26 protein-coding genes and 1 tRNA gene are annotated in these 23,221 nt (G+C 56.4%); 19 read left to right on the top strand and 8 right to left on the bottom strand.

All coding sequences use genetic code 11. The annotated features are described in order from the left end of the window. Position 1: 1 nt before the first annotated feature. Complete coding sequence (locus QQL78_RS07670; RefSeq protein WP_284372168.1) at positions 2–595, bottom strand: gamma-glutamyl kinase; 594 nt, start codon at positions 593–595, stop codon at positions 2–4. A 202-nt stretch (positions 596–797) separates the two neighbouring features. Between QQL78_RS07670 and recA the strand changes: the two genes are divergently transcribed. The 3 genes from recA (at position 798) to QQL78_RS07655 (ending at position 4,994) form a co-directional block, all read left to right on the top strand. Then, on the top strand, positions 798–1,868 hold the full coding sequence (gene recA / locus QQL78_RS07665; RefSeq protein ID WP_284372166.1) for a recombinase RecA: 1,071 nt from the start codon (positions 798–800) through the stop codon (positions 1,866–1,868). A 176-nt stretch (positions 1,869–2,044) separates the two neighbouring features. Then, entirely contained in the window at positions 2,045–4,702 is a 2,658-nt protein-coding gene (gene alaS, locus QQL78_RS07660; RefSeq protein WP_284372164.1) for an alanine--tRNA ligase, read from the top strand. Positions 4,703–4,706: 4 nt separating this feature from the next. Next, positions 4,707–4,994, top strand: a complete 288-nt coding sequence (locus QQL78_RS07655; RefSeq protein WP_284372162.1) for a DUF1330 domain-containing protein — start codon at positions 4,707–4,709, stop codon at positions 4,992–4,994. Between the two features lie 149 nt (positions 4,995–5,143). Here QQL78_RS07655 and typA read toward each other — a convergent pair whose 3' ends face one another. From typA to QQL78_RS07640, 3 genes are all read right to left on the bottom strand, one after another. Beyond that, positions 5,144–6,961 (bottom strand): translational GTPase TypA, encoded by a 1,818-nt coding sequence (typA, locus tag QQL78_RS07650; RefSeq protein ID WP_284372160.1) that lies wholly within the window; start codon positions 6,959–6,961, stop codon positions 5,144–5,146. Between the two features lie 72 nt (positions 6,962–7,033). Next, on the bottom strand, positions 7,034–7,369 hold the full coding sequence (locus QQL78_RS07645) for a DMT family transporter (protein WP_284372158.1): 336 nt from the start codon (positions 7,367–7,369) through the stop codon (positions 7,034–7,036). 21 nt (positions 7,370–7,390) lie between these two features. Then, on the bottom strand, positions 7,391–7,849 hold the full coding sequence (locus QQL78_RS07640; RefSeq protein WP_284372156.1) for an Lrp/AsnC family transcriptional regulator: 459 nt from the start codon (positions 7,847–7,849) through the stop codon (positions 7,391–7,393). 117 nt (positions 7,850–7,966) lie between these two features. Here QQL78_RS07640 and QQL78_RS07635 point away from each other — a divergent pair, with 117 nt between their 5' ends. Next, positions 7,967–8,170: a DUF6356 family protein gene (locus QQL78_RS07635; protein ID WP_284372154.1), complete on the top strand. Its 204-nt coding sequence runs from the start codon at positions 7,967–7,969 to the stop codon at positions 8,168–8,170. A gap of 6 nt (positions 8,171–8,176) precedes the next feature. Further along, positions 8,177–8,986: a class II glutamine amidotransferase gene (locus QQL78_RS07630; RefSeq protein WP_284372152.1), complete on the top strand. Its 810-nt coding sequence runs from the start codon at positions 8,177–8,179 to the stop codon at positions 8,984–8,986. 32 nt (positions 8,987–9,018) lie between these two features. Here the strand turns inward: QQL78_RS07630 and QQL78_RS07625 are convergent, their stop codons facing one another. The 4 genes from QQL78_RS07625 to QQL78_RS07610 all read right to left on the bottom strand — a co-directional run bounded on the left by QQL78_RS07625 (position 9,019) and on the right by QQL78_RS07610 (position 11,816). Further along, positions 9,019–10,233 (bottom strand): NADP-dependent isocitrate dehydrogenase, encoded by a 1,215-nt coding sequence (locus QQL78_RS07625; RefSeq protein ID WP_284372150.1) that lies wholly within the window; start codon positions 10,231–10,233, stop codon positions 9,019–9,021. A gap of 95 nt (positions 10,234–10,328) precedes the next feature. After that, the gene (locus tag QQL78_RS07620) at positions 10,329–10,916 is read right to left on the bottom strand and encodes an HD domain-containing protein (RefSeq protein ID WP_284375492.1); all 588 of its coding nucleotides are present in this window, start codon (positions 10,914–10,916) and stop codon (positions 10,329–10,331) included. A 4-nt stretch (positions 10,917–10,920) separates the two neighbouring features. Then, positions 10,921–11,163: a hypothetical protein gene (locus QQL78_RS07615; protein WP_284372148.1), complete on the bottom strand. Its 243-nt coding sequence runs from the start codon at positions 11,161–11,163 to the stop codon at positions 10,921–10,923. Further along, positions 11,163–11,816, bottom strand: coding sequence for an alpha/beta hydrolase (locus QQL78_RS07610; protein ID WP_276150224.1), 654 nt, complete (start codon positions 11,814–11,816; stop codon positions 11,163–11,165). Before QQL78_RS07610 ends, QQL78_RS07615 begins: the two co-directional genes overlap by 1 nt. A 183-nt stretch (positions 11,817–11,999) precedes the next feature. Between QQL78_RS07610 and iscR the strand changes: the two genes are divergently transcribed. The 14 genes from iscR (at position 12,000) to galE (ending at position 23,221) form a co-directional block, all read left to right on the top strand. Next, positions 12,000–12,461 (top strand): Fe-S cluster assembly transcriptional regulator IscR, encoded by a 462-nt coding sequence (gene iscR, locus QQL78_RS07605; protein ID WP_284372145.1) that lies wholly within the window; start codon positions 12,000–12,002, stop codon positions 12,459–12,461. An 84-nt stretch (positions 12,462–12,545) separates the two neighbouring features. Beyond that, positions 12,546–13,646: a cysteine desulfurase family protein gene (locus QQL78_RS07600; RefSeq protein WP_284372143.1), complete on the top strand. Its 1,101-nt coding sequence runs from the start codon at positions 12,546–12,548 to the stop codon at positions 13,644–13,646. Then, on the top strand, positions 13,627–15,207 hold the full coding sequence (sufB, locus tag QQL78_RS07595) for a Fe-S cluster assembly protein SufB (protein WP_386257682.1): 1,581 nt from the start codon (positions 13,627–13,629) through the stop codon (positions 15,205–15,207). The genes QQL78_RS07600 and sufB overlap by 20 nt, the downstream gene beginning before the upstream one ends. Before the next feature lie 2 nt (positions 15,208–15,209). Further along, complete coding sequence (locus QQL78_RS07590; protein ID WP_284372139.1) at positions 15,210–15,575, top strand: hypothetical protein; 366 nt, start codon at positions 15,210–15,212, stop codon at positions 15,573–15,575. A gap of 1 nt (position 15,576) precedes the next feature. Beyond that, the gene (sufC, locus tag QQL78_RS07585) at positions 15,577–16,332 is read left to right on the top strand and encodes a Fe-S cluster assembly ATPase SufC (RefSeq protein WP_284372137.1); all 756 of its coding nucleotides are present in this window, start codon (positions 15,577–15,579) and stop codon (positions 16,330–16,332) included. Then, positions 16,332–17,612, top strand: coding sequence for a SufB/SufD family protein (locus tag QQL78_RS07580; protein WP_284372135.1), 1,281 nt, complete (start codon positions 16,332–16,334; stop codon positions 17,610–17,612). Before sufC ends, QQL78_RS07580 begins: the two co-directional genes overlap by 1 nt. After that, a complete protein-coding gene (locus tag QQL78_RS07575) occupies positions 17,612–18,097 on the top strand; it encodes a YIP1 family protein (protein WP_284372134.1) in 486 nt (161 codons plus the stop codon). The genes QQL78_RS07580 and QQL78_RS07575 overlap by 1 nt, the downstream gene beginning before the upstream one ends. Next, the gene (locus QQL78_RS07570; protein ID WP_284372131.1) at positions 18,097–18,678 is read left to right on the top strand and encodes a YIP1 family protein; all 582 of its coding nucleotides are present in this window, start codon (positions 18,097–18,099) and stop codon (positions 18,676–18,678) included. The genes QQL78_RS07575 and QQL78_RS07570 overlap by 1 nt, the downstream gene beginning before the upstream one ends. Next, positions 18,678–19,898, top strand: a complete 1,221-nt coding sequence (locus QQL78_RS07565) for a cysteine desulfurase (protein WP_284372129.1) — start codon at positions 18,678–18,680, stop codon at positions 19,896–19,898. Before QQL78_RS07570 ends, QQL78_RS07565 begins: the two co-directional genes overlap by 1 nt. 95 nt (positions 19,899–19,993) lie before the next feature. Continuing rightward, positions 19,994–20,070: transfer RNA gene (locus tag QQL78_RS07560), tRNA-Arg, on the top strand. A 124-nt stretch (positions 20,071–20,194) separates the two neighbouring features. After that, positions 20,195–20,644, top strand: coding sequence for a hypothetical protein (locus QQL78_RS07555; RefSeq protein WP_284372127.1), 450 nt, complete (start codon positions 20,195–20,197; stop codon positions 20,642–20,644). Further along, complete coding sequence (locus QQL78_RS07550) at positions 20,641–21,330, top strand: HTTM domain-containing protein (protein WP_284372125.1); 690 nt, start codon at positions 20,641–20,643, stop codon at positions 21,328–21,330. Before QQL78_RS07555 ends, QQL78_RS07550 begins: the two co-directional genes overlap by 4 nt. Before the next feature lie 112 nt (positions 21,331–21,442). Continuing rightward, the gene (locus QQL78_RS07545) at positions 21,443–22,042 is read left to right on the top strand and encodes a sugar transferase (protein WP_284372123.1); all 600 of its coding nucleotides are present in this window, start codon (positions 21,443–21,445) and stop codon (positions 22,040–22,042) included. 93 nt (positions 22,043–22,135) lie between these two features. Then, a complete protein-coding gene (gene galE / locus QQL78_RS07540; RefSeq protein ID WP_284372121.1) occupies positions 22,136–23,221 on the top strand; it encodes a UDP-glucose 4-epimerase GalE in 1,086 nt (361 codons plus the stop codon).

Raw genomic sequence — 23,221 nt, 5'->3', positions numbered from 1 at the left:
TTCAGGGGATGGAGGCATATAGATCAAACTCTTCTGCACATTTCTTTTTGAAACGCCGCGCCACGTCATCCGAAAGGGGCAGCGCCATCTTTGGGGATACGTTTTCCTGTTTCAGGATCAATTCAACATTAAGTCGCTCTTTCAGAAAAGACCGCAGCCGGGGTTGATCCTCATAGCGGAAAAAATGCGTGACGCCGGTGCCGTTAGGCTGGGTCTTCATGAACTGGAACTGGCTGCCGACATCCGCAAAACCCGGTTTCTTGCCTTTCATATAGGCCAGCACAAAATCGTCAAAGCTGACGCCATGGGTGCTGTTGGGTTTGCCCTCCATAAACGGGCGTTGGCGATACCTGTACCAGCTGCCCAGCCATGATATAGGTTCGCGCATCACGGCCATCACTTCCAGCTCGGTATTACACACTCGTTCAAACATCGGTCGGATGAAGCGGTTGTAGCGATAGACAGGCGCGTGTTTCAGCATGGGTGGTTCGGAAATCACCATATCCGCGCGCGCTGCCAATGCGGTCTCATAGGCGGTTGTGCCTGTCTTGGGCACCGATAGAAACGCAAGGCGTTCCTTATAGAAAACAAGCATTTGAGGGCCCCGCCAATAGAAACTGCACCTGTCAGGTCTAGCGTAAACGACTTTTTAACCAAAGAGGGAAAAAGATGGCTGTAGAAGAATTATGTTGAAATGTTCTCGTTTTGGCCTCATATGGAACATTAGCAGAACATATGACAGTGGACGGTGAGAGATTGCCGATGCCACAACACTATGACACTAAGGGAACAGGCACATGGCAACGGCAGATCTTTTGACAATGACAGATAAAAAAACAGCGGAAAAGCAAAAGGCGCTCGACAGCGCGCTGGCGCAGATTGAGCGGCAATTCGGCAAGGGGTCGATCATGAAACTGGGCTCCGAAGGGGCCATTCAGGACATCAAGGCCAGCTCGACCGGGTCACTTGGCCTGGATATCGCGCTGGGTATTGGCGGTTTGCCAATGGGCCGGATCATCGAGATCTACGGGCCGGAATCCTCTGGTAAAACAACGCTGACGCTGCATTGCATCGCAGAACAGCAAAAGGCCGGTGGCGTTTGCGCCTTTGTGGATGCGGAACATGCGCTTGATCCGCAATATGCCAGAAAGCTGGGCATCGACATTGATGAATTGCTGATCTCGCAGCCCGATACGGGTGAACAGGCCTTGGAAATCACCGATACGCTGGTGCGTTCCGGTGCGGTGAACATGGTGGTTGTCGATTCGGTTGCGGCCCTGACGCCCAAGTCTGAACTCGAGGGTGACATGGGCGACAGCTCTGTTGGCGTGCAGGCCCGTTTGATGAGTCAGGCGATGCGCAAATTGACCGGCTCCATCTCGCGGTCAAACTGCATGGTGATTTTCATCAACCAGATCAGGATGAAGATCGGCGTTATGTTTGGCTCTCCCGAGACGACATCAGGCGGCAACGCGCTGAAGTTCTACTCTTCCGTTCGGCTGGACATCCGACGCATCGGCGCGCTCAAGGATCGTGACGAGGTTGTCGGCAACGCCACACGGGTCAAGATTGTAAAAAACAAAGTGGCCGCCCCGTTCAAGCAGGTTGAATTCGACATCATGTATGGCGAAGGCATTTCCAAGATGGGCGAGCTGTTGGATCTTGGTGTCAAAGTGGGCGTCGTGGATAAATCCGGATCGTGGTTCTCTTACGGGGACGAACGGATCGGGCAGGGGCGTGAGAATGCCAAACAGTTCCTGAAAGACAATGAAGCCATGGCGATGGACATCGAGGATAAGATCCGCGCGGCGCATGGGCTGGATTTCGACGGGTCTGACAAGGATGACGCGGATATTCTGGAGGCCTAGATCCCGGTTGAATTCGGTCCGGCGGATCCATCTGATTGGCGTCGGTTAAGATTTGGGTAAGATTTGGGAAGGGGCGGGTCGAATTGACCTGTCCCTTTTCGCGTTCTGGGCTGTGGACACCCCATGCGCACAGGGCTATTTCTGGCAAACCGTAATCCCGCCCGGAAGGCCAGCCCATGAAGACCCTGAACGAAATCCGCTCCACTTTCCTGTCCTATTTTGACAAGAACGGGCATGCCGTGGTGCCTTCCAGCCCGCTGGTGCCCCGCAATGATCCGACCTTGATGTTCACCGCGGCGGGGATGGTCCAGTTTAAGAACCTGTTCACCGGTGTTGAAACCCGCGACTATACCCGCGCGGCCACAGCCCAGAAATGCGTCCGCGCCGGTGGCAAACACAATGATCTGGACAATGTCGGCTATACCGCGCGTCACCATACGTTTTTCGAAATGTTAGGGAATTTTAGCTTTGGCGATTACTTCAAATCCGAGGCTATTCCGCTGGCCTGGGATTTGCTGACCAAAGGGTTTGGCATCGATGAAAGCAAGCTATTGGTGACGGTCTATCACACCGATGATGAAGCCGTGGAAATCTGGAAAAAACATGCGGGCCTCAGCGATGACCGGATCATCCGCATTGCCACGGATGACAATTTCTGGTCTGCGGGTCCAACCGGCCCCTGCGGTCCCTGTACCGAAATTTTCTATGATCACGGCGATCACATCTGGGGCGGCCCTCCCGGATCGCCAGAAGAAGACGGTGACCGGTTTGTCGAAATCTGGAACCTTGTGTTCATGCAGTATGAGCAGCTGGAAGATGGCACACGGCGCGATTTGCCGAACCAGTCGATCGACACCGGTATGGGCATCGAACGTGTTGCCGCCCTGTTGCAGGGCACCAATGATAACTATGCCACTGACCTGATGCGCAGCCTGATCGAGGCCTCTGCCGATGCCTCTAACACAGATCCTGACGGGCCGGGCAAAACCCATCACCGTGTGATTGCGGACCACCTGCGCTCCACATCGTTTCTGATTGCAGACGGGGTGATGCCGTCAAATGACGGGCGCGGCTATGTGCTGCGCCGGATCATGCGCCGGGCGATGCGCCATGCGCATTTGCTGGGGGTGCAGGATCCACTGATGCACAAACTGGTGCCTTCGCTGGTGGGCCAAATGGGGGCGGCCTATCCTGAACTGGGACAGGCGCAATCGTTGATCACAGAGACGCTTCATCAGGAAGAAACCCGCTTTAAACAAACCCTTGAGCGGGGGCTGCGCCTGCTTGAGGATGAGGTGTCCGGCCTGCCAGAAGGCGCCAATCTGCCCGGACAGGCGGCGTTCAAGCTTTATGATACCTTTGGTTTCCCACTTGATCTGACACAGGATGCCCTGCGCGAAAAAGGTCTGGCGGTGGACACCGACGGGTTTGATGCGGCCATGGCGGAACAAAAGGCCAAGGCCCGCGCGGCATGGTCCGGTTCGGGCGAGGCGGCTGATGCGGCGGTCTGGTTTGATGTGGCCGACAAACATGGCGTCACTGATTTTCTGGGCTATGACACGGAAACCGCTGAGGGGCAGATTGTTGGCGTGGTCAAGGATGGAGGATTGGTCGAGGCCGCCGAAACCGGTGATACGGTGCAAATCGCGCTGAACCAGACGTCATTTTACGCCGAATCCGGTGGCCAGGTTGGCGACACTGGCAGCATCCGCACGGATAGCGGCGTGATCACCGTGACCGACACGCGCAAAGCGGCAGATGTTTTCGTCCACTTCGGAACGGTATCCGAAGGGACGATCAAGCAAGGGCAGGCGGCTGTATTAAACGTTGATCATGCCCGCCGGACCGCGATTCGCGCCAATCACTCGGCAACCCACTTGTTGCACGAGGCCCTGCGCGGGGCGCTTGGCGATCATGTCGCGCAACGCGGGTCGCTGAACGCCGCGGATCGGCTGCGGTTCGATTTCAGCCACAACAAAGCCCTGAGCGTCGAGGAACTGCGTCAGGTCGAGCGGGAGGTGAACGACTACGTGCGTCAGAACACCGCCGTGGAAACCCGCATCATGACGCCTGATGATGCCCGCGCCTTGGGTGCGCAGGCCTTGTTTGGCGAGAAATACGGCGATGAGGTACGTGTGGTGTCAATGGGCCGTGAAGAGGGGTCGGGCAAGGGCACGGATAAGAATACCTATTCGCTGGAGCTTTGCGGCGGCACCCATGTGCGCCAGACCGGTGACATCGGCGCCTTCGTCTTGCTGGGTGACAGCGCCAGCAGCGCCGGTGTGCGCCGGATCGAGGCCCTGACCGGTGCTGAGGCGCTGACATGGCTGCGCGATCAGCAAACCGCGCTGGCGGGTATTGCCGAAGGGTTGAAAACCTCAACCGCTGATGTGCCAGAGCGGGTCAGATCGCTGATGGAGGAACGCAAGAGCCTGAGCAATGAAGTCGCGCAGCTGCGGCGCGAATTGGCGATGTCCGGCGGTGGCGCTGCCGCTCCTGAAGCCATCGAGGTGAACGGCGTGAAGTTCATGGCACAGGTGCTACAGGGGGTGACGGGCAAGGACCTGCCGGCATTGGTTGATGAATTCAAGGCAAGCCTCGGAACCGGGGCGGTGTTGCTGATCGCTGATACCGGTGGCAAAGCGGCTGTTGCCGGTGGTGTCACGGCTGATCTGACCGATAGGGTTTCTGCTGTTGATCTGGTCAAGGCGGCAGTTGTCGAATTGGGTGGGAAAGGCGGCGGTGGCCGTGCTGATATGGCGCAGGGCGGCGGTGCCAGCGCAGAAAACGCGGATGCTGCCATCGCGGCGGCAACCGCCATTTTGAAAGGATAAGACCATGGGCGCACTTTGGATTGCACATGTCACGGTGACGGATGAAGAGGCGTATAAGAAATACGCCGCCGGCGCGACTGTGGCGATTGCTGAGCACGGCGGCGAATTCATCGCGCGTGGCGGGCGGTTTGTACAACTGGAAGGTCGCGAACGCCCCCGCAATGTGGTTGCGCGTTTCCCGGACGTTGAAACCGCAGAAAAATGTTATCATTCAGATGCCTATCAAGCGGCGCTGGAACACGCCAAAGGCGCATCCGAACGCGAATTGATGATCGTCGAAACATCCGAATAGAAAAAAGCCCCGAAAAAACTGCGGGGCTTTTTCATTTCTGATTTGTAGCGGGATGAGCCGGAAAGCAACGGTTGCTTTCGACTTGCCCCTCTTTTTGGCTCTAAATGCTGCGGAGGGTCCGGGAGGCAGAGCCTCCCGAAATTCCGAGTTTACGCAGATTTCGCCATCCGCTTGCGCTCATGCGGATCCAGATACCGCTTGCGCAGACGGATCGCGTTGGGTGTGACCTCAACCAATTCATCATCATCAATATAGGCAATGGCCTCTTCCAATGACAGGATCTTGGGCGTGGTCAAACGTACGGCTTCATCCGTACCGGAGGCCCGCACGTTGGTCAGTTTCTTACCCTTCAACGGGTTCACTTCCAGATCGTTTTCGCGGGAGTGTTCGCCAATGATCATGCCGGTGTAGACATCCGCCTGCGCACCGATCATCATCTTGCCGCGTTCCTCAAGGTTCCAAAGGGCAAAGGCCACGGAGGTGCCGTTTTCCATGGAAATCAAAACGCCAGCGCGGCGGCCTGGGATCGGGCCTTTATGCGGCGCCCATGAATGGAATACGCGGTTGATCACACCTGTGCCGCGGGTGTCGGTCAGGAATTCACCGTGATAACCGATCAGGCCACGTGAGGGTACATGGGCGATGATGCGGGTTTTGCCTGCGCCGGCTGGTTTCATCTCGACCAGCTCACCCTTACGCACGCCGGTGATCTTTTCGATCACTGCGCCGGAATATTCGTCATCCACGTCGATGGTGGCTTCTTCGATCGGTTCATGACGTACACCGTCAATCTCCTGAAACAACACCTGCGGGCGCGAGATGGACAGCTCAAAGCCTTCGCGGCGCATGTTTTCGATCAATACACCCATCTGAAGTTCACCACGACCGGCAACCTCAAAGGCGTCACCGCCGGGGGTGTCGCTGATTTTGATCGCCACGTTGGACTCGGCTTCCTTGTGCAGACGTTCGCGGATGACGCGGGATTGTACCTTTTTACCGTCACGACCGGCCAAGGGGGAATCGTTGATCCCAAAGGTCACAGTGATGGTGGGCGGATCAATCGGCTGTGCCGGGATCGCCTCGGAGACGGATTGATCAGCCAGTGTATCGGCAACGGTCGCCTTGGTCATGCCCGCGATGGAGACAATGTCACCGGCTTCGGCCACGTCGATGGCTGTCTGCTCCAACCCGCGGAACGCAAGGATCTTGGTGCAGCGGAAGTTTTCAATCAGCGTGCCGTCACGCGACATTGCCTTGATCGTCTGACCGGCTTTCAAAGTGCCGGTTTCAACGCGACCTGTCAGCAGACGGCCCAGAAACGGGTCGCCGCCCAATGTGGTGGCCAGCATGGTGAAAGGCTTGTCCGCCTCGGCAACCTGCGCCGGGGCAGGCACGTGATCAAGGATCAGCTGGAACAGATCATCCAGCCCGTCACGTTTGCCGTCCAGCTCGTGATCGGCCCAGCCGGCACGGCCAGAGGCATACATGGTCGGGAAATCAAGCTGTTCGTCGGTGGCGTCAAGGCTGGCAAACAGGTCGAAACATTCGTCCAGCGCCCGGTCGGGTTCGCCATCGGGTTTGTCGACCTTGTTGATCACAACAATCGGCTTCAGCCCCAGCTTCAGGGCCTTGGAGGTCACAAACTTGGTCTGTGGCATCGGGCCTTCGGCAGCATCGACCAGCAGGACAACACCGTCCACCATCGACAGGATGCGCTCAACTTCACCACCGAAATCGGCGTGGCCGGGCGTGTCCACGATGTTGATACGTGTGCCCTTCCATTCAACGGAAGTCGGTTTGGCAAAGATTGTGATGCCGCGTTCACGTTCCAGATCGTTGCTGTCCATGGCGCGTTCGGTGGTCGCCTGGTTCTCACGATAGGTGCCGGATTGTTTCAACAGTTCGTCCACCAGCGTTGTTTTGCCGTGGTCGACGTGTGCGATAATTGCGATGTTGCGCAGGTCCATGGGTTCAGCCTTGTTCAGGGAGTTGGGCGGGCCATACCGTGCAGGCGCAGCAAAGGCCAGATAAAAAGAAAGTTAATGTGTATTGCTGGCCGAAAAGAGGTGAATAATCAGGATTCCGCTGATGATCAGCGCCAATCCCAGCAGTGCCGGCATGTCCAGCTTTTGACCAAACAGTACAAATCCAATGCCCGCGATCAATACGATGCCCAGACCAGACCAGATGGCATAGACAATTCCGACCGGCATCGCCCGCAGTGCAAAGGACATGCAGTAAAACGACAGCCCGTAAAAGACCACAACTGCCAGCGCCGGCCAGAACCGGGTAAACTGCTGTGAGGCCTGCAAGGCAGTGGTGCCCAGCGTTTCGGTCAGAATGGCAAAGAACAGCCAGATGTAATGGGCAGGCATGTCGCGTCCTTTCACGGGTCCTCAGAGGGGCAGGGCGGTGGTTTCCTTGATCTCTTCCATCACAAAACTGGCAGAGACATCAGACAGGGGCACCTTGGCAATCAGCCGTTGATATAACCGGTCATACCCTGCCATATCCGTGACCTGCGCGCGGATCAAGTAATCCAGATCACCCGACATGCGGTAAACGCCCATGATCTCTGGCATGCTTTTGGTGGCGGATGAAAACGCTTTTAACCAGTCAGCGGTATGCGAGCTGGTCCGCAGCTGGATGAACACGGTTAGTTTCAGGCCAAGGGCCTCGGCATCCAGAAGGGTCACGCGCCCTTTGATCACACCGGCCTTTTCCAGAGCACCAATCCGCCGCCAGCAGGCATTGCGCGACAAGCCCACGGTTTCGCCAATAGACTCGAGCGATTGCGCCGCATCGCGTTGCAGTTCGATCAGAATACGGCGGTCGATTGTGTCAATTTCTTTCATAGCGATACTTTGGTGGGAAGTTTTCTCTTCTGCAAGGCAGAACACGTGATCTTTGGGAAAATTTCACTTCCGTTTTTTAACATACTGACCCAAATCAGATAGCCACGGAGAGCCCCGATGATTGCCCGCATTTTTCTTGATCACCCTGCCAAAGTTGACGAAACATTCTTTGAGCATATGGCCTTTGCACTCAAATTTTCGGGGTTGTTGTTTGTGGCGGCCGGTGCGGCGCTGGTGCATGCCTTTGTGCCATGTCTTTGTGAAAAAACCGCAAGCGGGATTATCAAGACATTGTATGAACGCACCCATAACCGGGGCTAAGCCAGCATGTGCAGATGGGCGGCGTGGCAAGGCGCGCCGATATTCGCAAGTGAGATATTGACCGCACCGGATCATTCCCTGATCCATCAGTCCCGCGACGCCAGCGAGTGTAAAACCGCGATCAACGCCGATGGGTTTGGTCTGGCGTGGTATGACAAACGCCCGACACCGGGGCTGTATCGGGATGTGCATCCGGCATGGTCCGATCCAAACCTGAAATCGCTGGCTGAACAGGTGCAGGCGCGGCTGTTTATGGCGCATGTGCGGGCCTCCACCGGCACGGCGACCAGCCGTAATAACTGCCATCCTTTTGTGCAGGGCAGTTGGACATTCATGCACAATGGTCAGGTGGGCGGCTTCGAACATTTGCGCAAAGCCGCTGATATGTTGATCCCCGATGAGCTTTACCCCAACCGCAAAGGGGCAACAGACAGCGAGGCGCTGTTTCTGGTGGCCTGCGGTTTCGGTCTGGAGCAATGTGCGAAAACCGCGTTGGAACATACTGTTGCGCTGTTTGAAGATATGGCGCGGGGCGTGAACAGTACCCCGCATATGCGCATGGCAGCAGCCTTGTCGGATGGGGATACGCTTTATGCGGTGCGCTATGCCTCTGATGACCGGGCGCCGTCACTATATTATCAGTGGAACGCCCAATGGGCCGGGTGGTCGGTGGTTTCGGAGCCATACGAAACCGACTGTGGTGGCTGGAAAGAGGTGCCCAAAGGCAGCTTTTGCCGGTTTACGCCCACAGAGGTCGAGATCACGCCGTTTGTGCCACAGCTGCGTCACGCCGCGATCCAGCTGGCCGGGGAATGAAAAGGGCCGCATCGCTGCGGCCCTGTCTATCCTTAACCTGCGAGTGCCTTGTTCAGGTTTTCATCGACCTTCTCAAGGAAGCCCATGGTGGTCAGCCAGCCCTGATCGGGACCCACCAATAGCGCGAGGTCTTTGGTCATATGGCCACTTTCCACTGTGCCGATGACCACTTTTTCCAGCGTTTCGGCAAAGTTGATCAGCGCCGCATTCTCGTCCAGCTTGCCGCGGTGCTTTAATGCGCCTGTCCATGCATAGATGGAGGCGATGGAGTTGGTTGAGGTTTCTTCACCCTTTTGATGCTGGCGGTAATGGCGGGTTACGGTGCCATGGGCCGCTTCCGCCTCAACCGTTTTGCCATCCGGCGTCATCAGCACGGAGGTCATCAGGCCAAGCGAGCCAAAGCCCTGTGCCACAGTATCGGATTGCACGTCCCCATCGTAGTTTTTACAGGCCCAGACATAACCGCCGTTCCATTTCATCGCACAGGCGACCATGTCGTCGATCAGGCGGTGCTGATAGGTGATGCCTGCCTCTTTGAATTTATCCTCAAATTCAGTCTCATAGATATGTTGGAACAGCTCCAGAAAGCGCCCGTCATATTGTTTGAGAATGGTATTCTTGGTGGACAGGTAGACCGGCCAGCCTTTGGCCAGACCATAGTTCATCGAGGCGCGGGCAAAGTCGATGATGGATTTATCAAGGTTGTACATTGCCATGACCACACCGCTGTCAGGCGCGTCAAAGACTTCCTGCTCAATCTCGGTGCCGTCCTCGCCGACAAATTTGATCGTCAGCTTGCCCTTGCCGGGAAATTTGAAATCGGTGGCACGGTATTGATCGCCAAAGGCATGGCGACCCACGACGATGGGTTTTGTCCAGCCGGGCACAAGACGGGGAACGTTTTTACAAATGATCGGCTCGCGGAAAATTACCCCGCCCAGAATGTTGCGGATGGTGCCATTGGGCGAACGCCACATCTTTTTCAGGCCAAATTCCTCGACCCGCGCTTCGTCCGGTGTGATGGTCGCACATTTGACGCCAACCCCGTATTTCTTGATCGCTTCCGCTGAATCAATGGTGATCTGATCATCGGTGTCATCACGGGCCTGAATGCCCAGATCGTAATATTTCAGATCAATGTCCAGATAGGGCAGGATCAGCTTTTTCTTGATGAAATCCCACATGATGCGGGTCATTTCATCGCCGTCGAGTTCAACAACGGGGTTCTCTACCTTGATCTTGGTCATGGGGATTCCTTTGGCTACGGGGGACGCTATGCACGCGATGTAGCTTATATAAGGTTAAAGGGAAAGTCCGTATACGACGGTATACAGTGTGTCGATTACTTGGTTGAGCGCTCGGCAAAGAAGGTTGCAATGCGCGCTTTTGCGTAGTCCCACAAGGCGGGTGCGCCGATGGCGATTTTGGATCCGACGCGGTTGTGGATCTGTTGTTCGGTGACATCAAAATCGATCCAGCTGCCGCCACCCGATTGCAGGTTTTGCATTGGCGGCTGGAAACGGTCCAGCGATTTGGCAAATTGGGCTGAGGGCGATTCTGCCGCTTCGAATTCGTCCCAGATGGCACGGAAGCTGACACGCAGATCCTCCGGCAGCAGGCCAAAGATACGGTCGGCGGCGGCCTGTTCCTGCGCCTCAATTGCGGCGTGATCCAGATCTCCGAATATCGGATTGTCGCCTGCGTCAATCTCGACCAGATCGTGCAGAATCAACATCTTGATGACCAGCGTGATGTCCACGTCAGGTCCGGCCTGATCCGCCAGCACCATCGCATAAAGCGTCAGATGCCACGAATGCTCGGCGGAGTTTTCGTAACGCGAATTGTCGCAAAGCTCGGTGGCGCGGATGGTGCTTTTGAGCTTGTCTGCCTCGTTCAGGAACGCGATTTGTTGATCCAGCCGCGTTCCCATATCGTTAGTCATTCCCACCCGCCTGTGCACGGTGCGCCTGCAATGTCTGGGCCAGAAACTTGCGCCCCTGATCATTGGCCATCCGGGTACGGATCGCTGTCAGAAAGGCCTCTTCCAGAGTTTGGGAGGAGGCCCCCAGCACATCACCCATGCGCATGAACAGGCGGTCCTCGCCGGTCTCTGCCTGAACCGCAAGGCATTCTTCAGCCAGTTTGTTGGCCATTTCGATGACAACAGAGTCGGCCATCAGCGTGTTGTCTCCGTCAGGCGGCGCTTCACGTAATCCGTGGTCGATGTGATCAGCGTGTCCATATGCGGCTCTTCAAAGAAGTGGCCGGCACCCGGCACTTCCTGATGGGTGATGGTGATGCCCTTTTGCTCATGCAGCTTGTTCACCAGACTGACGGTATCGGCTGGCGGGGCGACACGATCCGCCGTGCCGTTGATCACCAGACCCGATGCAGGGCAGGGCGCAAGGAAGCTGAAGTCATACATGTTTGCAGGGGGTGAGACCGAGATAAAGCCGGTGATCTCGGGGCGGCGCATCAAAAGCTGCATGCCGATCCATGCACCGAAGGAGAAGCCAGCGACCCAGCAATGTTTGGAATTGTTGTTCATCGACTGCAGGTAATCCAGTGCGGATGCCGCATCTGACAATTCACCGATGCCCTGATCATATTCGCCCTGCGACCGGCCCACGCCCCGGAAGTTGAACCGCAAAACGGTGAACCCCATGTTATAAAATGCGTAATGCATATTATAGACGACTTTGTGGTTCATCGTCCCGCCAAATTGTGGATGCGGATGCAGGATGATGGCAATCGGGGCATCACGTTCTTTTTGGGGGTGGTAGCGGCCTTCAAGGCGGCCTTCCGGTCCGGGGAAAATGACCTCTGGCATGAAAGTTCCTGTCTGGTTGTCCAAAGTGGTGTTAGAGGGTGTCGCGAATTGTTGACGACTTCGCTCGACTACTTTAGAACGGTTCTAATCTGGTGGTCCGCATAAGAGGCGGCCCGGGCTTTTCGTTTAGGCGCAACAGCGGCCCGCGTCAATGAACGCGGCAGCAATCAAGGGACGGGTGTGATGAAGCTTTCAACCAAAGGCCGCTACGCGATGGTGGCACTGGCGGATATTGCGTTGCAGCGGGATGACAGTTTGGTCTCTCTGGGGGACATTGCCGAACGCCAGTCGATTTCATTGCCCTATCTGGAGCAATTGTTTGTAAAGCTGCGCCGTGCCGAGCTGGTGTCTTCGGTGCGTGGTCCGGGTGGCGGCTATCGTCTGTCACGTCCGGCGTCTGAAATCCGGGTGGTGGATATATTGTCGGCGGTCGATGAAACCGTGGATGCCATGCACAAGGGGGCAGGGGTATCGGGTGGCGCGTCAGGCAGTCGTGCGCAATCCCTGACCAACCGTTTATGGGAAGGGTTGAGCGCCCATGTTTATGTTTTCCTGCACCAGACGCGGTTGTCAGATGTGATTGAGAACGAACTGGCCCCCTGTCCTGCGGTGCCCAACCTGTTTGACGTTGTGGATGAGGCGTGAGGTTTGATCCGATAGACGCGCAGAGCGCGACGCGATTTTATTTTTGTTGGGGCGCTGCCCCAAACCCCGGAGGTTAAGGGCAAGATGAAGGCCGAACGGTGTTATCTAGATCACAATGCGACAACTCCCTTGAGGGAGGAGGCGCGCGCGGCGATGATCGCGGCGATGGATGTTCTGGGCAACCCTTCCTCTGTGCATCGCGAGGGGCGCAAGGCCAAGATGCTGGTAGAAAAGGCCCGTGCGCAGGTGGCTGCACTGGTCGGATGTTTGCCGGCGCAGGTGGTTTTTACCAGTAGCGCAACGGAGGCGGCGGCGCTGGCGGTGGCGCAGAAGGCGCGGCATGGGGGCGTTTTTGCGGCCTTGCCGACAGAGCATGATTGTCTGGGCGTGTGGAGTGAGGGAGCGCTGCCGGGGTGGTATGACCGGCAGGGTCGGTATCAGCCGCAGCCGGAAGCGGATGTGTGCTTGCTGGCGCTTTCTGCGGCCAATAGCGAGACCGGCGTGATGCCGCCGTCGGGGTTTCTGAAGCAGATGGATGCCCAGCATGTGATCTGTGACATCACTCAGGTGGCAGGCAAGATCGCAGTTGCCTTTGAAGCGGGGCACCGGCCTGCCTATGCAATCCTGTCAGCCCATAAGATGGGGGGACCAAAGGGAATTGGCGCTATGATCAATTTCACCCATGATGATCCCGAGCCCCTGTTGCGTGGCGGCGGGCAGGAGATGAACCGGCGTTCTGGTACGGAAAACATCACCGGCATTGCCGGGTTTGGAGCGGCGGCTGAGGCGGCAGCCCGAGATCTGGCCGCGGGGCGCTGGGAAGAAATTGAAGAACTTAGAAACATTCTAGAAAACGCTCTTGCGACTTCCGCAAAGAAGACTATTTTTGTCGGAAATCAAGTGCCACGTTTGCCCAATACTTCTTGCATCATTGCGGAAGGCTGGAAAGGCGAGACACAGGTGATGCAGATGGATCTTGCTGGATTTGCCATTTCGGCGGGGTCGGCCTGTTCCAGCGGCAAGGTCAAGGCCAGCAAGGTGTTGCAGGCCATGGGCTATAATGAGAGTGAAGCCGCAAGCGCCATTCGGGTGTCCTTGGGGCTGGAGACAACAAAGACGGACGTTTTGCGTTTTGCCGATGAATGGCTTGCAAAACGCGACAAACATGCACAACGGGCGGCCTGATGCGGCCCACGGGAAAAGGACAGATCTCTTGGATACTGTGATTGTAAAAGAAAATGATGGCGTCAAAGACGGCGTAGATCAGGAAACCGTGGATGCTGTGCGTGAAGTGGGCGGTGCCTATAAACATGGATGGTCCACTGACATTGAAATGGAATATGCGCCCAAGGGGCTGACCACCGATATTGTCCGTCTGATTTCCGAGAAGAACGATGAGCCACAGTGGATGCTGGACTGGCGGTTGGAAGCCTATGAACGCTGGCTGACCAAGACAGAGCCTGATTGGGCGATGGTGGATTATCCTGAGATTGATTTTCAGGACCAATATTACTACGCCCGTCCCAAAAGCATGATCGAAAAGCCGAAATCGCTGGATGATGTTGATCCCAAACTGTTGGAAACCTACAAAAAACTGGGCATTCCTTTGAAAGAACAGGCCATTCTGGCCGGCGTCGAAGGGGCCGAAAACATGGGCGACGAGCCGCGTAAGGTTGCGGTGGACGCGGTGTTCGATTCGGTTTCTGTGGGCACCACGTTCAAGGATGAGCTGGCCAAGGCCGGGGTGATCTTTTGCTCGATCTCCGAAGCGATCAAGGATCATCCTGAATTGGTGAAGAAATACCTTGGGTCCGTGGTGCCGGTCTCTGACAATTTTTACGCGACACTGAACTCGGCGGTCTTTTCGGATGGTTCATTCGTGTATGTCCCACCCGGTGTGCGTTGCCCGATGGAACTGTCGACCTATTTCCGCATCAACGCGGAAAACACCGGCCAGTTCGAGCGCACTTTGATCATTGCCGACAAGGGTTCCTATGTGTCCTATCTTGAAGGCTGTACCGCACCACAACGTGATGAATCACAGCTGCATGCGGCGGTGGTCGAGATCATCATCGAAGAAGATGCAGAGGTGAAATATTCCACCGTTCAGAACTGGTATCCCGGCGATGAGGATGGCAAGGGCGGCATCTATAACTTTGTGACCAAACGCGCCGATTGCCGTGGCGATCGCGCCAAGGTGATGTGGACACAGGTCGAGACCGGCTCTGCCGTGACATGGAAATACCCAAGCTGCATCCTGCGCGGCGACGACAGTCAGGGCGAGTTCTATTCCATCGCCATCGCCAACAACATGCAGCAGGCCGATACCGGCACCAAGATGATCCATCTGGGCAAGCGCACCAAGTCGCGCATCGTTTCGAAAGGGATTTCCGCCGGTAAGGCGCAGAATACCTATCGTGGGTTGGTCACCATGCATCCCAAGGCCAAGGAATCGCGCAACTATACGCAATGCGACAGCTTGTTGATCGGGGATCAATGTGGGGCACATACGGTGCCTTATATCGAGGTGAAGAACAACAGCAGCCGGGTTGAGCATGAGGCGACAACATCCAAGGTGGATGATGATCAGATGTTCTATTGCCGCTCGCGCGGGATGGACGAGGAAGAGGCCGTGGCGCTGGTTGTAAACGGGTTCTGCAAGGACGTGTTGCAGGCGCTGCCGATGGAATTTGCGATGGAAGCACAGGCGCTTGTGGCGATTTCGCTGGAAGGATCGGTGGGGTAATCATGGTTGGTGGGTTAGATGCACATAGCGCACAATATCAGACCCGCGAAATGCAACGAGATGCCTATCTGAAGGTTGGCGTCTTTACGTTTTTTGCATCCGGCACCGTGGCTTGGATCGCGCTGAAATATTATGAAATTTCAGTTCATTTTGTGTTCATTCTGCTGGGGTCGGCGCTTTTCGGATTTTTGGTCGGCCATCTGACCAAACGCCATGGTCTCAAGATCAGTGCAGCCTTGCAGGAAGAAGACAGAGCGGCCCGCAAAGCCTACAAGGACGCGAAACTTAAAGAATTTATGGACAACAAAGCGGACAGCGCCGCAGAGAACATCAAGAACACGCGCCAAGGCGCTGAGAAGGAAGACTAAAATGCTGAGCATTAAGAACCTGAACGTGAAACTGGAAGACGAAGACAAGCAGATCCTCAAAGGTGTGAACCTTGAGGTTGAGGCTGGTAAGGTACATGCGATCATGGGGCCAAATGGCTCTGGTAAATCGACCTTGTCTTATGTGCTTTCAGGCAAGGACGGCTATGAGGTGACCGAAGGTTCTGCGACGCTGGAAGGGGACGACCTGCTGGATATGGAGCCGGAAGAACGCGCCGCGGCCGGTCTGTTCCTTGCGTTCCAATACCCTGTAGAAATCCCCGGTGTGGGCAACATGACCTTCCTGCGCACCGCGGTGAACGCACAGCGCAAGGCGCGCGGTGAAGAGGAAATGTCAGCGGCTGAATTCCTGAAAGTGGTGCGCGCACGGGCGAAAGAGTTGAAAATCGACGCGGATATGTTGAAGCGTCCGGTGAATATGGGGTTCTCCGGCGGTGAGAAAAAGCGCAATGAAATCCTGCAGATGGCTATGCTTGAGCCAAAAATGTGCATTCTGGATGAAACGGACTCCGGTCTGGATGTTGACGCGATGAAACTGGTGGCCGAGGGTGTGAATGCGCTGCGCACTGAAGGGCGTGGTTTTCTGGTAATCACCCACTATCAGCGCCTGCTGGATCACATCAAGCCAGACGTGGTGCACATCATGGCGGATGGGCGGATCGTAAAGACCGGTGGACCGGAGCTGGCGCTTGAGGTCGAAAACAACGGCTATGCCGATATTCTGGCCGAGGTGGCGTAATGACGGCACTTGCGGAAAAAACCAATCCTACCGAAGCCTTGATCTCAGGGCGTGACGGGGCGGTGAAAGGCTGGTCCAAGGCGGCCCGCACCGATGCGCTGGCGCGGTTGCGCACCATGGGTGTGCCAGACCGGCGCGATGAATACTGGAAATACACACGGCCAGACACGCTGACGCAGGCTGCGGCCCCAGAGGCAGCGGTGTTTGACAGTGGTGAAGCGCCGATTTTTGACGCTGTTGACAGCCTGAAGCTGGTTTTTGTCGATGGTGTTTTTGATGTGGATGCCTCTGATGATCTGGCCCTTGAAGGGGTGACGATCGAGCGGCTGGCCACAGCGCAAAGCGATCTGCATTGGGCGCGTGACCTTTATGGTGTGCTGGAAACCAATGGGCAGACACCGGTGGCGCGGCCTTTGGCGACCTTGAATACTGCCTTGGCAACTGACGGTGTGTTGATCCATGTGACAGATAAGATCAGCAGGCCCGTTAGTTTAATTTATCATCACAAATCAGATGCTTCTGACGCAATCTTACACCATTGCATTAAGTTGGACGCTGGGGCGGAACTGACTGTTCTGGAAAGCGGCCCGGCTGCGGCGCGGCTGAATATGGTCACCGAAGTCGACGTGGCGGATCATGCCTCTTTCAACCATGTGCGTTCGCAAGGACGTGATCACGAACGTCGCGCTGCGACCCATCTGTTTGCGCGCTTGGGCACAGAGTCAAACTTCAAATCCTTCACCCTGACTGTGAACGGCGTTCTGACCCGCAATGAGGCGGTGATCGAATTGACCGGTGATGACGCCAAGGCGCATGTCGCCGGCGCTTGTGTCGGGGATGGAGAGTTCCACCACGATGATACGGTGTTCATCACCCATGACGCGGTGAATTGTGAAAGCCGTCAGGTGTTCAAGAAAGTGCTGCGCAATGGCGCGGTTGGTGTTTTCCAGGGCAAGATCCTTGTCAAACCCGATGCGCAAAAGACCGATGGCTACCAGATCAGTCAATCATTGTTGCTGGATGAAGATAGCCAGTTTCTGGCCAAGCCGGAGCTTGAGATCTACGCGGATGATGTAATCTGTTCGCATGGCTCTACCTCTGGTGCGATTGACGAGGATGCCTTGTTCTATCTTCGCGCGCGCGGCATTTCCCACGGCGAAGCAACCGATTTGCTGACCCTGTCCTTCCTTGCCGAAGCGGTAGAAGAGATCGAGGCCGACGGGTTGAAGGACGTGATCCTTGAGCGTTTGACCGGCTGGCTGGCGCGTCGTCGGAGCTGATGCCGGCGACCCGCGATATTGTTGCCACCTACCGGGGGCCGGGCAAGGTTATGCGCCGGTTGCTGGGCGAGGGCGCGCGCGAAGACCGTGCGCTGATCTATCTGATGATCGGGTGTTTGATGGTTTTTGTGGCACAGACCCCACGTCTGGCGCGGCAAGCCTTTGAGACAGGCGAAAACCTGCAAATGCTGATGGGGGCGTCGCTGATGGCATGGATGTTTATCGCGCCGCTGTTGCTTTATGCCTTGGGGGCTTTGACCTTTCTGCTCGCGCGGGTGGCGCGGGCCGATATCAGCAATTACGGGGCGCGTCTGGCGTTGTTCTGGGCGCTTCTGGCCTCCTCTCCGGTTATGTTGCTTTGGGGGCTGACCGCGGGGTTCATCGGACCGGGGGCTCAGATGACGGTTGTTGGCTTTTGCTGGTTTGCCTTGTTCATGTGGTTCTGGATTGCAGGGTTTCGCGCCGCATTGGCAGAGGGCGCGTGATGCTGGATGCCTTGATCCCATTGGTCCAGACCAGCCTGCGTAATCCCCGTGGCGCTGCCAGGTTGATTATGGCAATGCGCCTGGGGCGCGAGGCGCTGTGGACAGCGTTGGCGCTGGTGGCGGTGATCAACAGCTTTCTGGTCCTGTTGATCGTGCATACCTCGGCCACCCCCATACCGCTGCCCGGATATTTTGAAAAACCGCTGACCCTGTTTGTGCTGATTGCTGGGCTGTTGGTGGTCTATATCCATGCCATGTATTGGGCGGGGCTGGCTGTTGGTGGCAAGGGTGATCTGATGGATGTGTTGGCGGTTGTGGTCTGGTTTCAGGTCCTGCGCGCCATAGCACAGGCCGCAATCGTCGTCATGTCGCTGGCGATCCCGCCATTGGGGGGGCTGCTCTCTTTGGTTGTTGCGGTTTGGGGGTTGTGGATTTTCCTGAGCTTTCTTGCAGAGGCACTTGGTCTCAAGTCGGTGTGGCACGCGGTCGCGGTGCTTTGTGTGGCGTTTGTCGGCATCGTGCTGGGTGTGGTGGTTTTGATTGCGATGTTCGGGGGCGCGGCCCAAGGAGTGTTAAGCTGATGTATGATGTGACCGAAATCCGCCGCGATTTTCCGATTTTGTCCCGCAAGGTGAACAACAAGCCCTTGGTTTATCTCGATAACGGGGCCTCTGCGCAAAAGCCGCAGGTGGTGATTGATGCGATCACGCGCACCTATTCCGAAGAATATGCCAATGTGCATCGCGGGCTGCATTACCTGTCCAATCTGGCGACGGACAATTATGAATCCGTACGCGGCAAGGTGGCGCGTTTTCTGAATGCCGCCTCAGAGGATGAGATTGTTTTCAACAGTGGCACCACAGAGGGTATCAATCTGGTGGCCTATAGCTGGGCCATGCCGATGTTGCAGGCCGGGGACGAGATCATCCTGTCGGTGATGGAGCATCACGCCAATATTGTGCCCTGGCAGTTCCTGCGCGAACGGCAGGGTGTGGTGATCAAATGGGTCGATGTGGACAGTACCGGCGCGCTGGACCCACAGGCGGTGATGGATGCCATTACCCCCAAGACCAAGCTGATTGCGATCACCCATATGTCAAACGTGCTGGGCACCAAGGTGGATGTGAAAACCATCACCCAGGCTGCTCATGCCAAAGGGGTGGCGGTGTTGGTCGATGGTTCGCAAGCGGCTGTGCATATGCCGGTTGATGTGCAGGACATCGGCTGTGATTTCTATGCGATCACTGGGCATAAGCTTTATGGTCCTTCCGGTTCCGGCGCGATCTATATCAAGGCCGACCGGATGAAACAGATGCGCCCCTTCATCGGTGGTGGCGATATGATCAAAGAGGTCAGCAAAGACGGGGTGATCTACAACGATCCGCCAATGATGTTCGAGGCGGGCACGCCGGGCATTGTGCAAACCATCGGCATGGGGGTGGCAATCGACTATATGATGGGGCTGGGGATGGCGCATATCGCCGCCCATGAGGACCGTCTGCGCGATTATGCCGTGGCCAAGCTGGGGGGGCTGAACTGGATACAGGTGCAGGGCACAACACCGGACAAGGGCGCGATTTTCAGCTTTACCATGGAGGGGGCCGCCCATGCGCATGACATCTCGACGATCCTTGATAAAAAGGGTGTCGCGGTGCGCGCAGGGCAGCATTGCACGGGGCCTCTGATGGAACATATGGGCCTGCCTGCCACCTGCCGCGCCTCAATGGGGCTGTATAACACAGAGGCGGAAATTGACGTTCTGGTCGAGGCGCTGGAACTGGCGCATGATCTCTTTGCCTGACGGGTTAAGGGAATTTGCGCCGTGACCGGATAAGTGTCCAAAACCATGCTGGCGGCCATTGCGAGAGGCGGGCAGCTTATGTATAGGAACAGCGTGGACCATTAGCTCAGCTGGATAGAGCGCTGCCCTCCGAAGGCAGAGGTCAGAGGTTCGAATCCTCTATGGTCCGCCACTTTTGCCCTGCATATCTGTTACTCGTAACATTTCCCCACAACATGCGCATAGTAGGGTGTTGTTTGTCATTACGCGCCCAGCGGATTTACCACGGTTTAACCGCGACCTTGCTATTAACGCTTATGTTGAAAGCAGTTTCGCTGGTCCTTCCTGTATTGATTCCGTCCTGGCGGTTTTTCAAGGCGATTGAACCCTCTCCACGGGTTGAATGGCGGGTGTTGGCCTTGGATGCACCAGCCGGGACCGAAGGTGGCGCATGGGTGGCCTATCAGCCCCGTCCAAACTCTGTTTCTTTGGCGCAGATGATCAGGCGGCTGTTTTGGAACCCGGTATGGAATGATGCGCTTTTTGTGGTCAGCTGCGCAGAGCGGATTGCCCTTGGGGTGGCACCGATGTCCCATAGTATCAATGAAATACAGCGCAGGATCTTACGTGATATCAAAAGGTCGGGACCGGATGTGAGCGGTGAAATGCTACAGTTCCGGCTGGTCTTTGTGTATTTCGAAAACGCAGGGTTGGTACAGGATGTGGTCTTTGTGTCAGATCCGTTTTCGGTGGGTGCGCCGCCTTGACCTTTGATTTGGCCCTGCGGCTGACGGAAATCCTGCTGGCCTTGGCATTTTTGCAGCAATGCAGTGAACATATCCTCTGGTCAGGGGAAACGCGGTGGTTGTTTGTCCCACGCGCGGTGCTGAGCTGTGTTCTGTTGACTGGCCTTTACAGCCCGTGGGTGCTGCTGGCCCTGTCATTGCACAGCGTGCTGGTGCTGCATCGGTTTAACGGGCCTTATAACGGTGGCAGTGACCGGATGGGCCTGTTGGTGCTTTATTGCCTATGCCTGTCGCAGCTGTTGCCCGCAGGGCTGCCCGGCGAGGCGGCTTTTGGCTATCTGGGCATGCAGGTGATCCTGTCCTATTTCATTTCCGGGTGGGTCAAGATTGTGAACCCCGAATGGCGCAGTGGCCGGGCCTTGCGTGATGTGTTCAGTTTCTCCGCCTATCCGGTCAGTGAGGATCTGCGGGGATTTGCCCGGCGGCCCTTGCTGTTGTGGGCGATGTCATGGGCGGTAATGGGTTTTGAGCTGGTGTTTCCACTGGCACTTTTGCATCCAGCAACGCTTTATCTGGCGCTGGGAGTTGCGGCCGGTTTCCACCTTGCCAATGCCTGCCTGTTTGGGCTGAACCGCTTTGTCTGGTTCTGGATTGCCTCTTACCCGTCGATCCTGTGGTTGCAGGGGCGATTGATCGACAGCTTTTAAGGGCGATCCTCCCGACAGAATGGTGTCATTGACCCGGTTTGAAACGCTTTATTAACCAATTCGGAACAGTCTGATTTCTGGTTCAAATCCCGGAAGGCGGGGGATGTAGATCGTGCAAATTGGGGGAACGCGGCTGTTCTGGCGGTTCAAGCGCCTGAATGACCTGGTGATATCGGTGCTGCTTTTGCCGGTGCTGGGCACGGCTGCGGTTCTTTTGCTGGTGGTGAATCCATGGGTGAACCCCGGTCCCCTGATGTTCCGGCAGACACGGGTCGGGTGGTATGATCAGCCGTTTGTGATGCTCAAATTCCGCACCATGCGGCCGGATGCAGGACAAGCCAGATTTGCAGATGCCGAATCGCATCGGATCACCGGTTTCGGCGCGATATTGCGCCGGTTTCGGATAGATGAATTACCACAAATTATCAATGTATTACGCGGCGAGATGAGCCTGATCGGCCCACGCCCTGAGCAACCTGAATTTGCCCGCCAATACTGGCAGACACTGCCGGATTATCATCACCGCCATGTGGTACGTCCGGGGTTAAGCGGGCTTAGTCAGGTGGTGCAGGGCTATACCAGCGATGATCAGGGCACCCGCGTCAAACTGGCGCTAGATCTGCGATATATTTCGAAATCGGGTTTCAGGATGGAGGCCTATATCTTCTGGCGCACGCTGGTCACTGTCTTGACCGGCTATGGTGCGATTTAGCTGTGCTGGCTGGTTTTGATTAACCAAATCCTCTTACTCCACTCCTAAGGATCATCCAACGATGTGTTCTGCCTCGCGCAAAGGGAGGGATCTATGCCCGCTACAATCCTGTTGACCGGTGGTGCCGGGTTTGTCGGCTCTCACACCTATGTTGCCTTGATCGAGGCCGGGTATAAGGTTGTCATTGTTGATGATTTTTCCAACGCTGCACGGGATGTGCCCGACCGGCTGGCGCAGATCACCGGCGCGCCCGTCATTGCCTATGATGTGGATGTGGCCGATGCGGCGGCCCTTGAGGCGGTGTTTTGCAGCCATCAGTTTGATGCGGTGATTCACCTTGCCGCGAAAAAGTCGGTGCCCCAATCCTTGGCCAATCCGCAGGGGTTCTTCAATTCAAACATCACTGCACTTTTGACGCTGCTGCGCGTCATGGGGCAGCATCAGTTGCGCACCATTGTCTATTCCTCCAGCGCTACCGTCTATGGTGTGCCCGAGGCTCTGCCGATCCCTGAACATGCGCCGCTGAGTTATACCAACCCCTATGGGTTGTCGAAATTGCTGGGTGAACAATTCCTGAACCAGAAGATGCGGGCAGGGCGGGAATGGAAGGCCGGGATATTGCGTTACTTCAACCCGGCAGGGGCACATCCGTCAGGTTTGATTGGTGAGGCCCCGTTAAGTGACGGTGGCAATCTGATGCCCCTCGTGGCGCGCGTGGCCAAGGGCCAGTTGCCGGGGCTGGCGATTTTCGGCGGCGATTATGGTACGCCGGATGGTACGGGAATCCGCGATTACATCCATGTCTGTGATCTGGCTGAGGGGCATGTGCTATCGGTGAACCGATTGTTGCAACAGGGGTGTTCGCACACGGTTAACCTGGGTAAGGGCAGGGGATATTCCGTGTTGGAGCTGATCAAGACTTATGAGAAGGTCAGCGGGCAAGTGATCCACTACCGCTTCAAGGCACGGCGCGAGGGCGATGTTGCTGCAAGCTATGCAGACCCGAGTTTGGCGTCCAGCGTGCTTGGCTTTCGGGCAAAGCGTAACCTTTTGGACATGTGCCAGTCCAGTTGGCGCTGGGAAACCATCAGCGATCCTGATTGGTATCCCAGGAAGCTGCCCGCAGCACCAATGGCAATGCCGCATCAGGTGCCGTCGGCGATGCCGCTCGCTCACTGA

Source organism: Sulfitobacter pacificus, from assembly GCF_030159975.1.
GTDB classification, from domain to species: Bacteria; Pseudomonadota; Alphaproteobacteria; order Rhodobacterales; family Rhodobacteraceae; genus Sulfitobacter; species Sulfitobacter pacificus.
Note: the sequence above shows the minus strand (reverse complement) of the source record. Positions and strands in the feature narration are given on the sequence as shown.

Bases quoted from the DNA above. Each gene is read 5' to 3' on its own strand.
- QQL78_RS07670 (WP_284372168.1), bottom strand. From the start codon at position 595: ATGCTTGTTTTCTATAAGGAACGCCTTGCGTTTCTATCGGTGCCCAAG.
- recA (WP_284372166.1), top strand. From the start codon at position 798: ATGGCAACGGCAGATCTTTTGACAATGACAGATAAAAAAACAGCGGAA.
- alaS (WP_284372164.1), top strand. From the start codon at position 2,045: ATGAAGACCCTGAACGAAATCCGCTCCACTTTCCTGTCCTATTTTGAC.
- QQL78_RS07655 (WP_284372162.1), top strand. From the start codon at position 4,707: ATGGGCGCACTTTGGATTGCACATGTCACGGTGACGGATGAAGAGGCG.
- typA (WP_284372160.1), bottom strand. From the start codon at position 6,961: ATGGACCTGCGCAACATCGCAATTATCGCACACGTCGACCACGGCAAA.
- QQL78_RS07645 (WP_284372158.1), bottom strand. From the start codon at position 7,369: ATGCCTGCCCATTACATCTGGCTGTTCTTTGCCATTCTGACCGAAACG.
- QQL78_RS07640 (WP_284372156.1), bottom strand. From the start codon at position 7,849: ATGAAAGAAATTGACACAATCGACCGCCGTATTCTGATCGAACTGCAA.
- QQL78_RS07635 (WP_284372154.1), top strand. From the start codon at position 7,967: ATGATTGCCCGCATTTTTCTTGATCACCCTGCCAAAGTTGACGAAACA.
- QQL78_RS07630 (WP_284372152.1), top strand. From the start codon at position 8,177: ATGTGCAGATGGGCGGCGTGGCAAGGCGCGCCGATATTCGCAAGTGAG.
- QQL78_RS07625 (WP_284372150.1), bottom strand. From the start codon at position 10,233: ATGACCAAGATCAAGGTAGAGAACCCCGTTGTTGAACTCGACGGCGAT.
- QQL78_RS07620 (WP_284375492.1), bottom strand. From the start codon at position 10,916: ATGGGAACGCGGCTGGATCAACAAATCGCGTTCCTGAACGAGGCAGAC.
- QQL78_RS07615 (WP_284372148.1), bottom strand. From the start codon at position 11,163: ATGGCCGACTCTGTTGTCATCGAAATGGCCAACAAACTGGCTGAAGAA.
- QQL78_RS07610 (WP_276150224.1), bottom strand. From the start codon at position 11,816: ATGCCAGAGGTCATTTTCCCCGGACCGGAAGGCCGCCTTGAAGGCCGC.
- iscR (WP_284372145.1), top strand. From the start codon at position 12,000: ATGAAGCTTTCAACCAAAGGCCGCTACGCGATGGTGGCACTGGCGGAT.
- QQL78_RS07600 (WP_284372143.1), top strand. From the start codon at position 12,546: ATGAAGGCCGAACGGTGTTATCTAGATCACAATGCGACAACTCCCTTG.
- sufB (WP_386257682.1), top strand. From the start codon at position 13,627: ATGCACAACGGGCGGCCTGATGCGGCCCACGGGAAAAGGACAGATCTC.
- QQL78_RS07590 (WP_284372139.1), top strand. From the start codon at position 15,210: ATGGTTGGTGGGTTAGATGCACATAGCGCACAATATCAGACCCGCGAA.
- sufC (WP_284372137.1), top strand. From the start codon at position 15,577: ATGCTGAGCATTAAGAACCTGAACGTGAAACTGGAAGACGAAGACAAG.
- QQL78_RS07580 (WP_284372135.1), top strand. From the start codon at position 16,332: ATGACGGCACTTGCGGAAAAAACCAATCCTACCGAAGCCTTGATCTCA.
- QQL78_RS07575 (WP_284372134.1), top strand. From the start codon at position 17,612: ATGCCGGCGACCCGCGATATTGTTGCCACCTACCGGGGGCCGGGCAAG.
- QQL78_RS07570 (WP_284372131.1), top strand. From the start codon at position 18,097: ATGCTGGATGCCTTGATCCCATTGGTCCAGACCAGCCTGCGTAATCCC.
- QQL78_RS07565 (WP_284372129.1), top strand. From the start codon at position 18,678: ATGTATGATGTGACCGAAATCCGCCGCGATTTTCCGATTTTGTCCCGC.
- QQL78_RS07555 (WP_284372127.1), top strand. From the start codon at position 20,195: ATGTTGAAAGCAGTTTCGCTGGTCCTTCCTGTATTGATTCCGTCCTGG.
- galE (WP_284372121.1), top strand. From the start codon at position 22,136: ATGCCCGCTACAATCCTGTTGACCGGTGGTGCCGGGTTTGTCGGCTCT.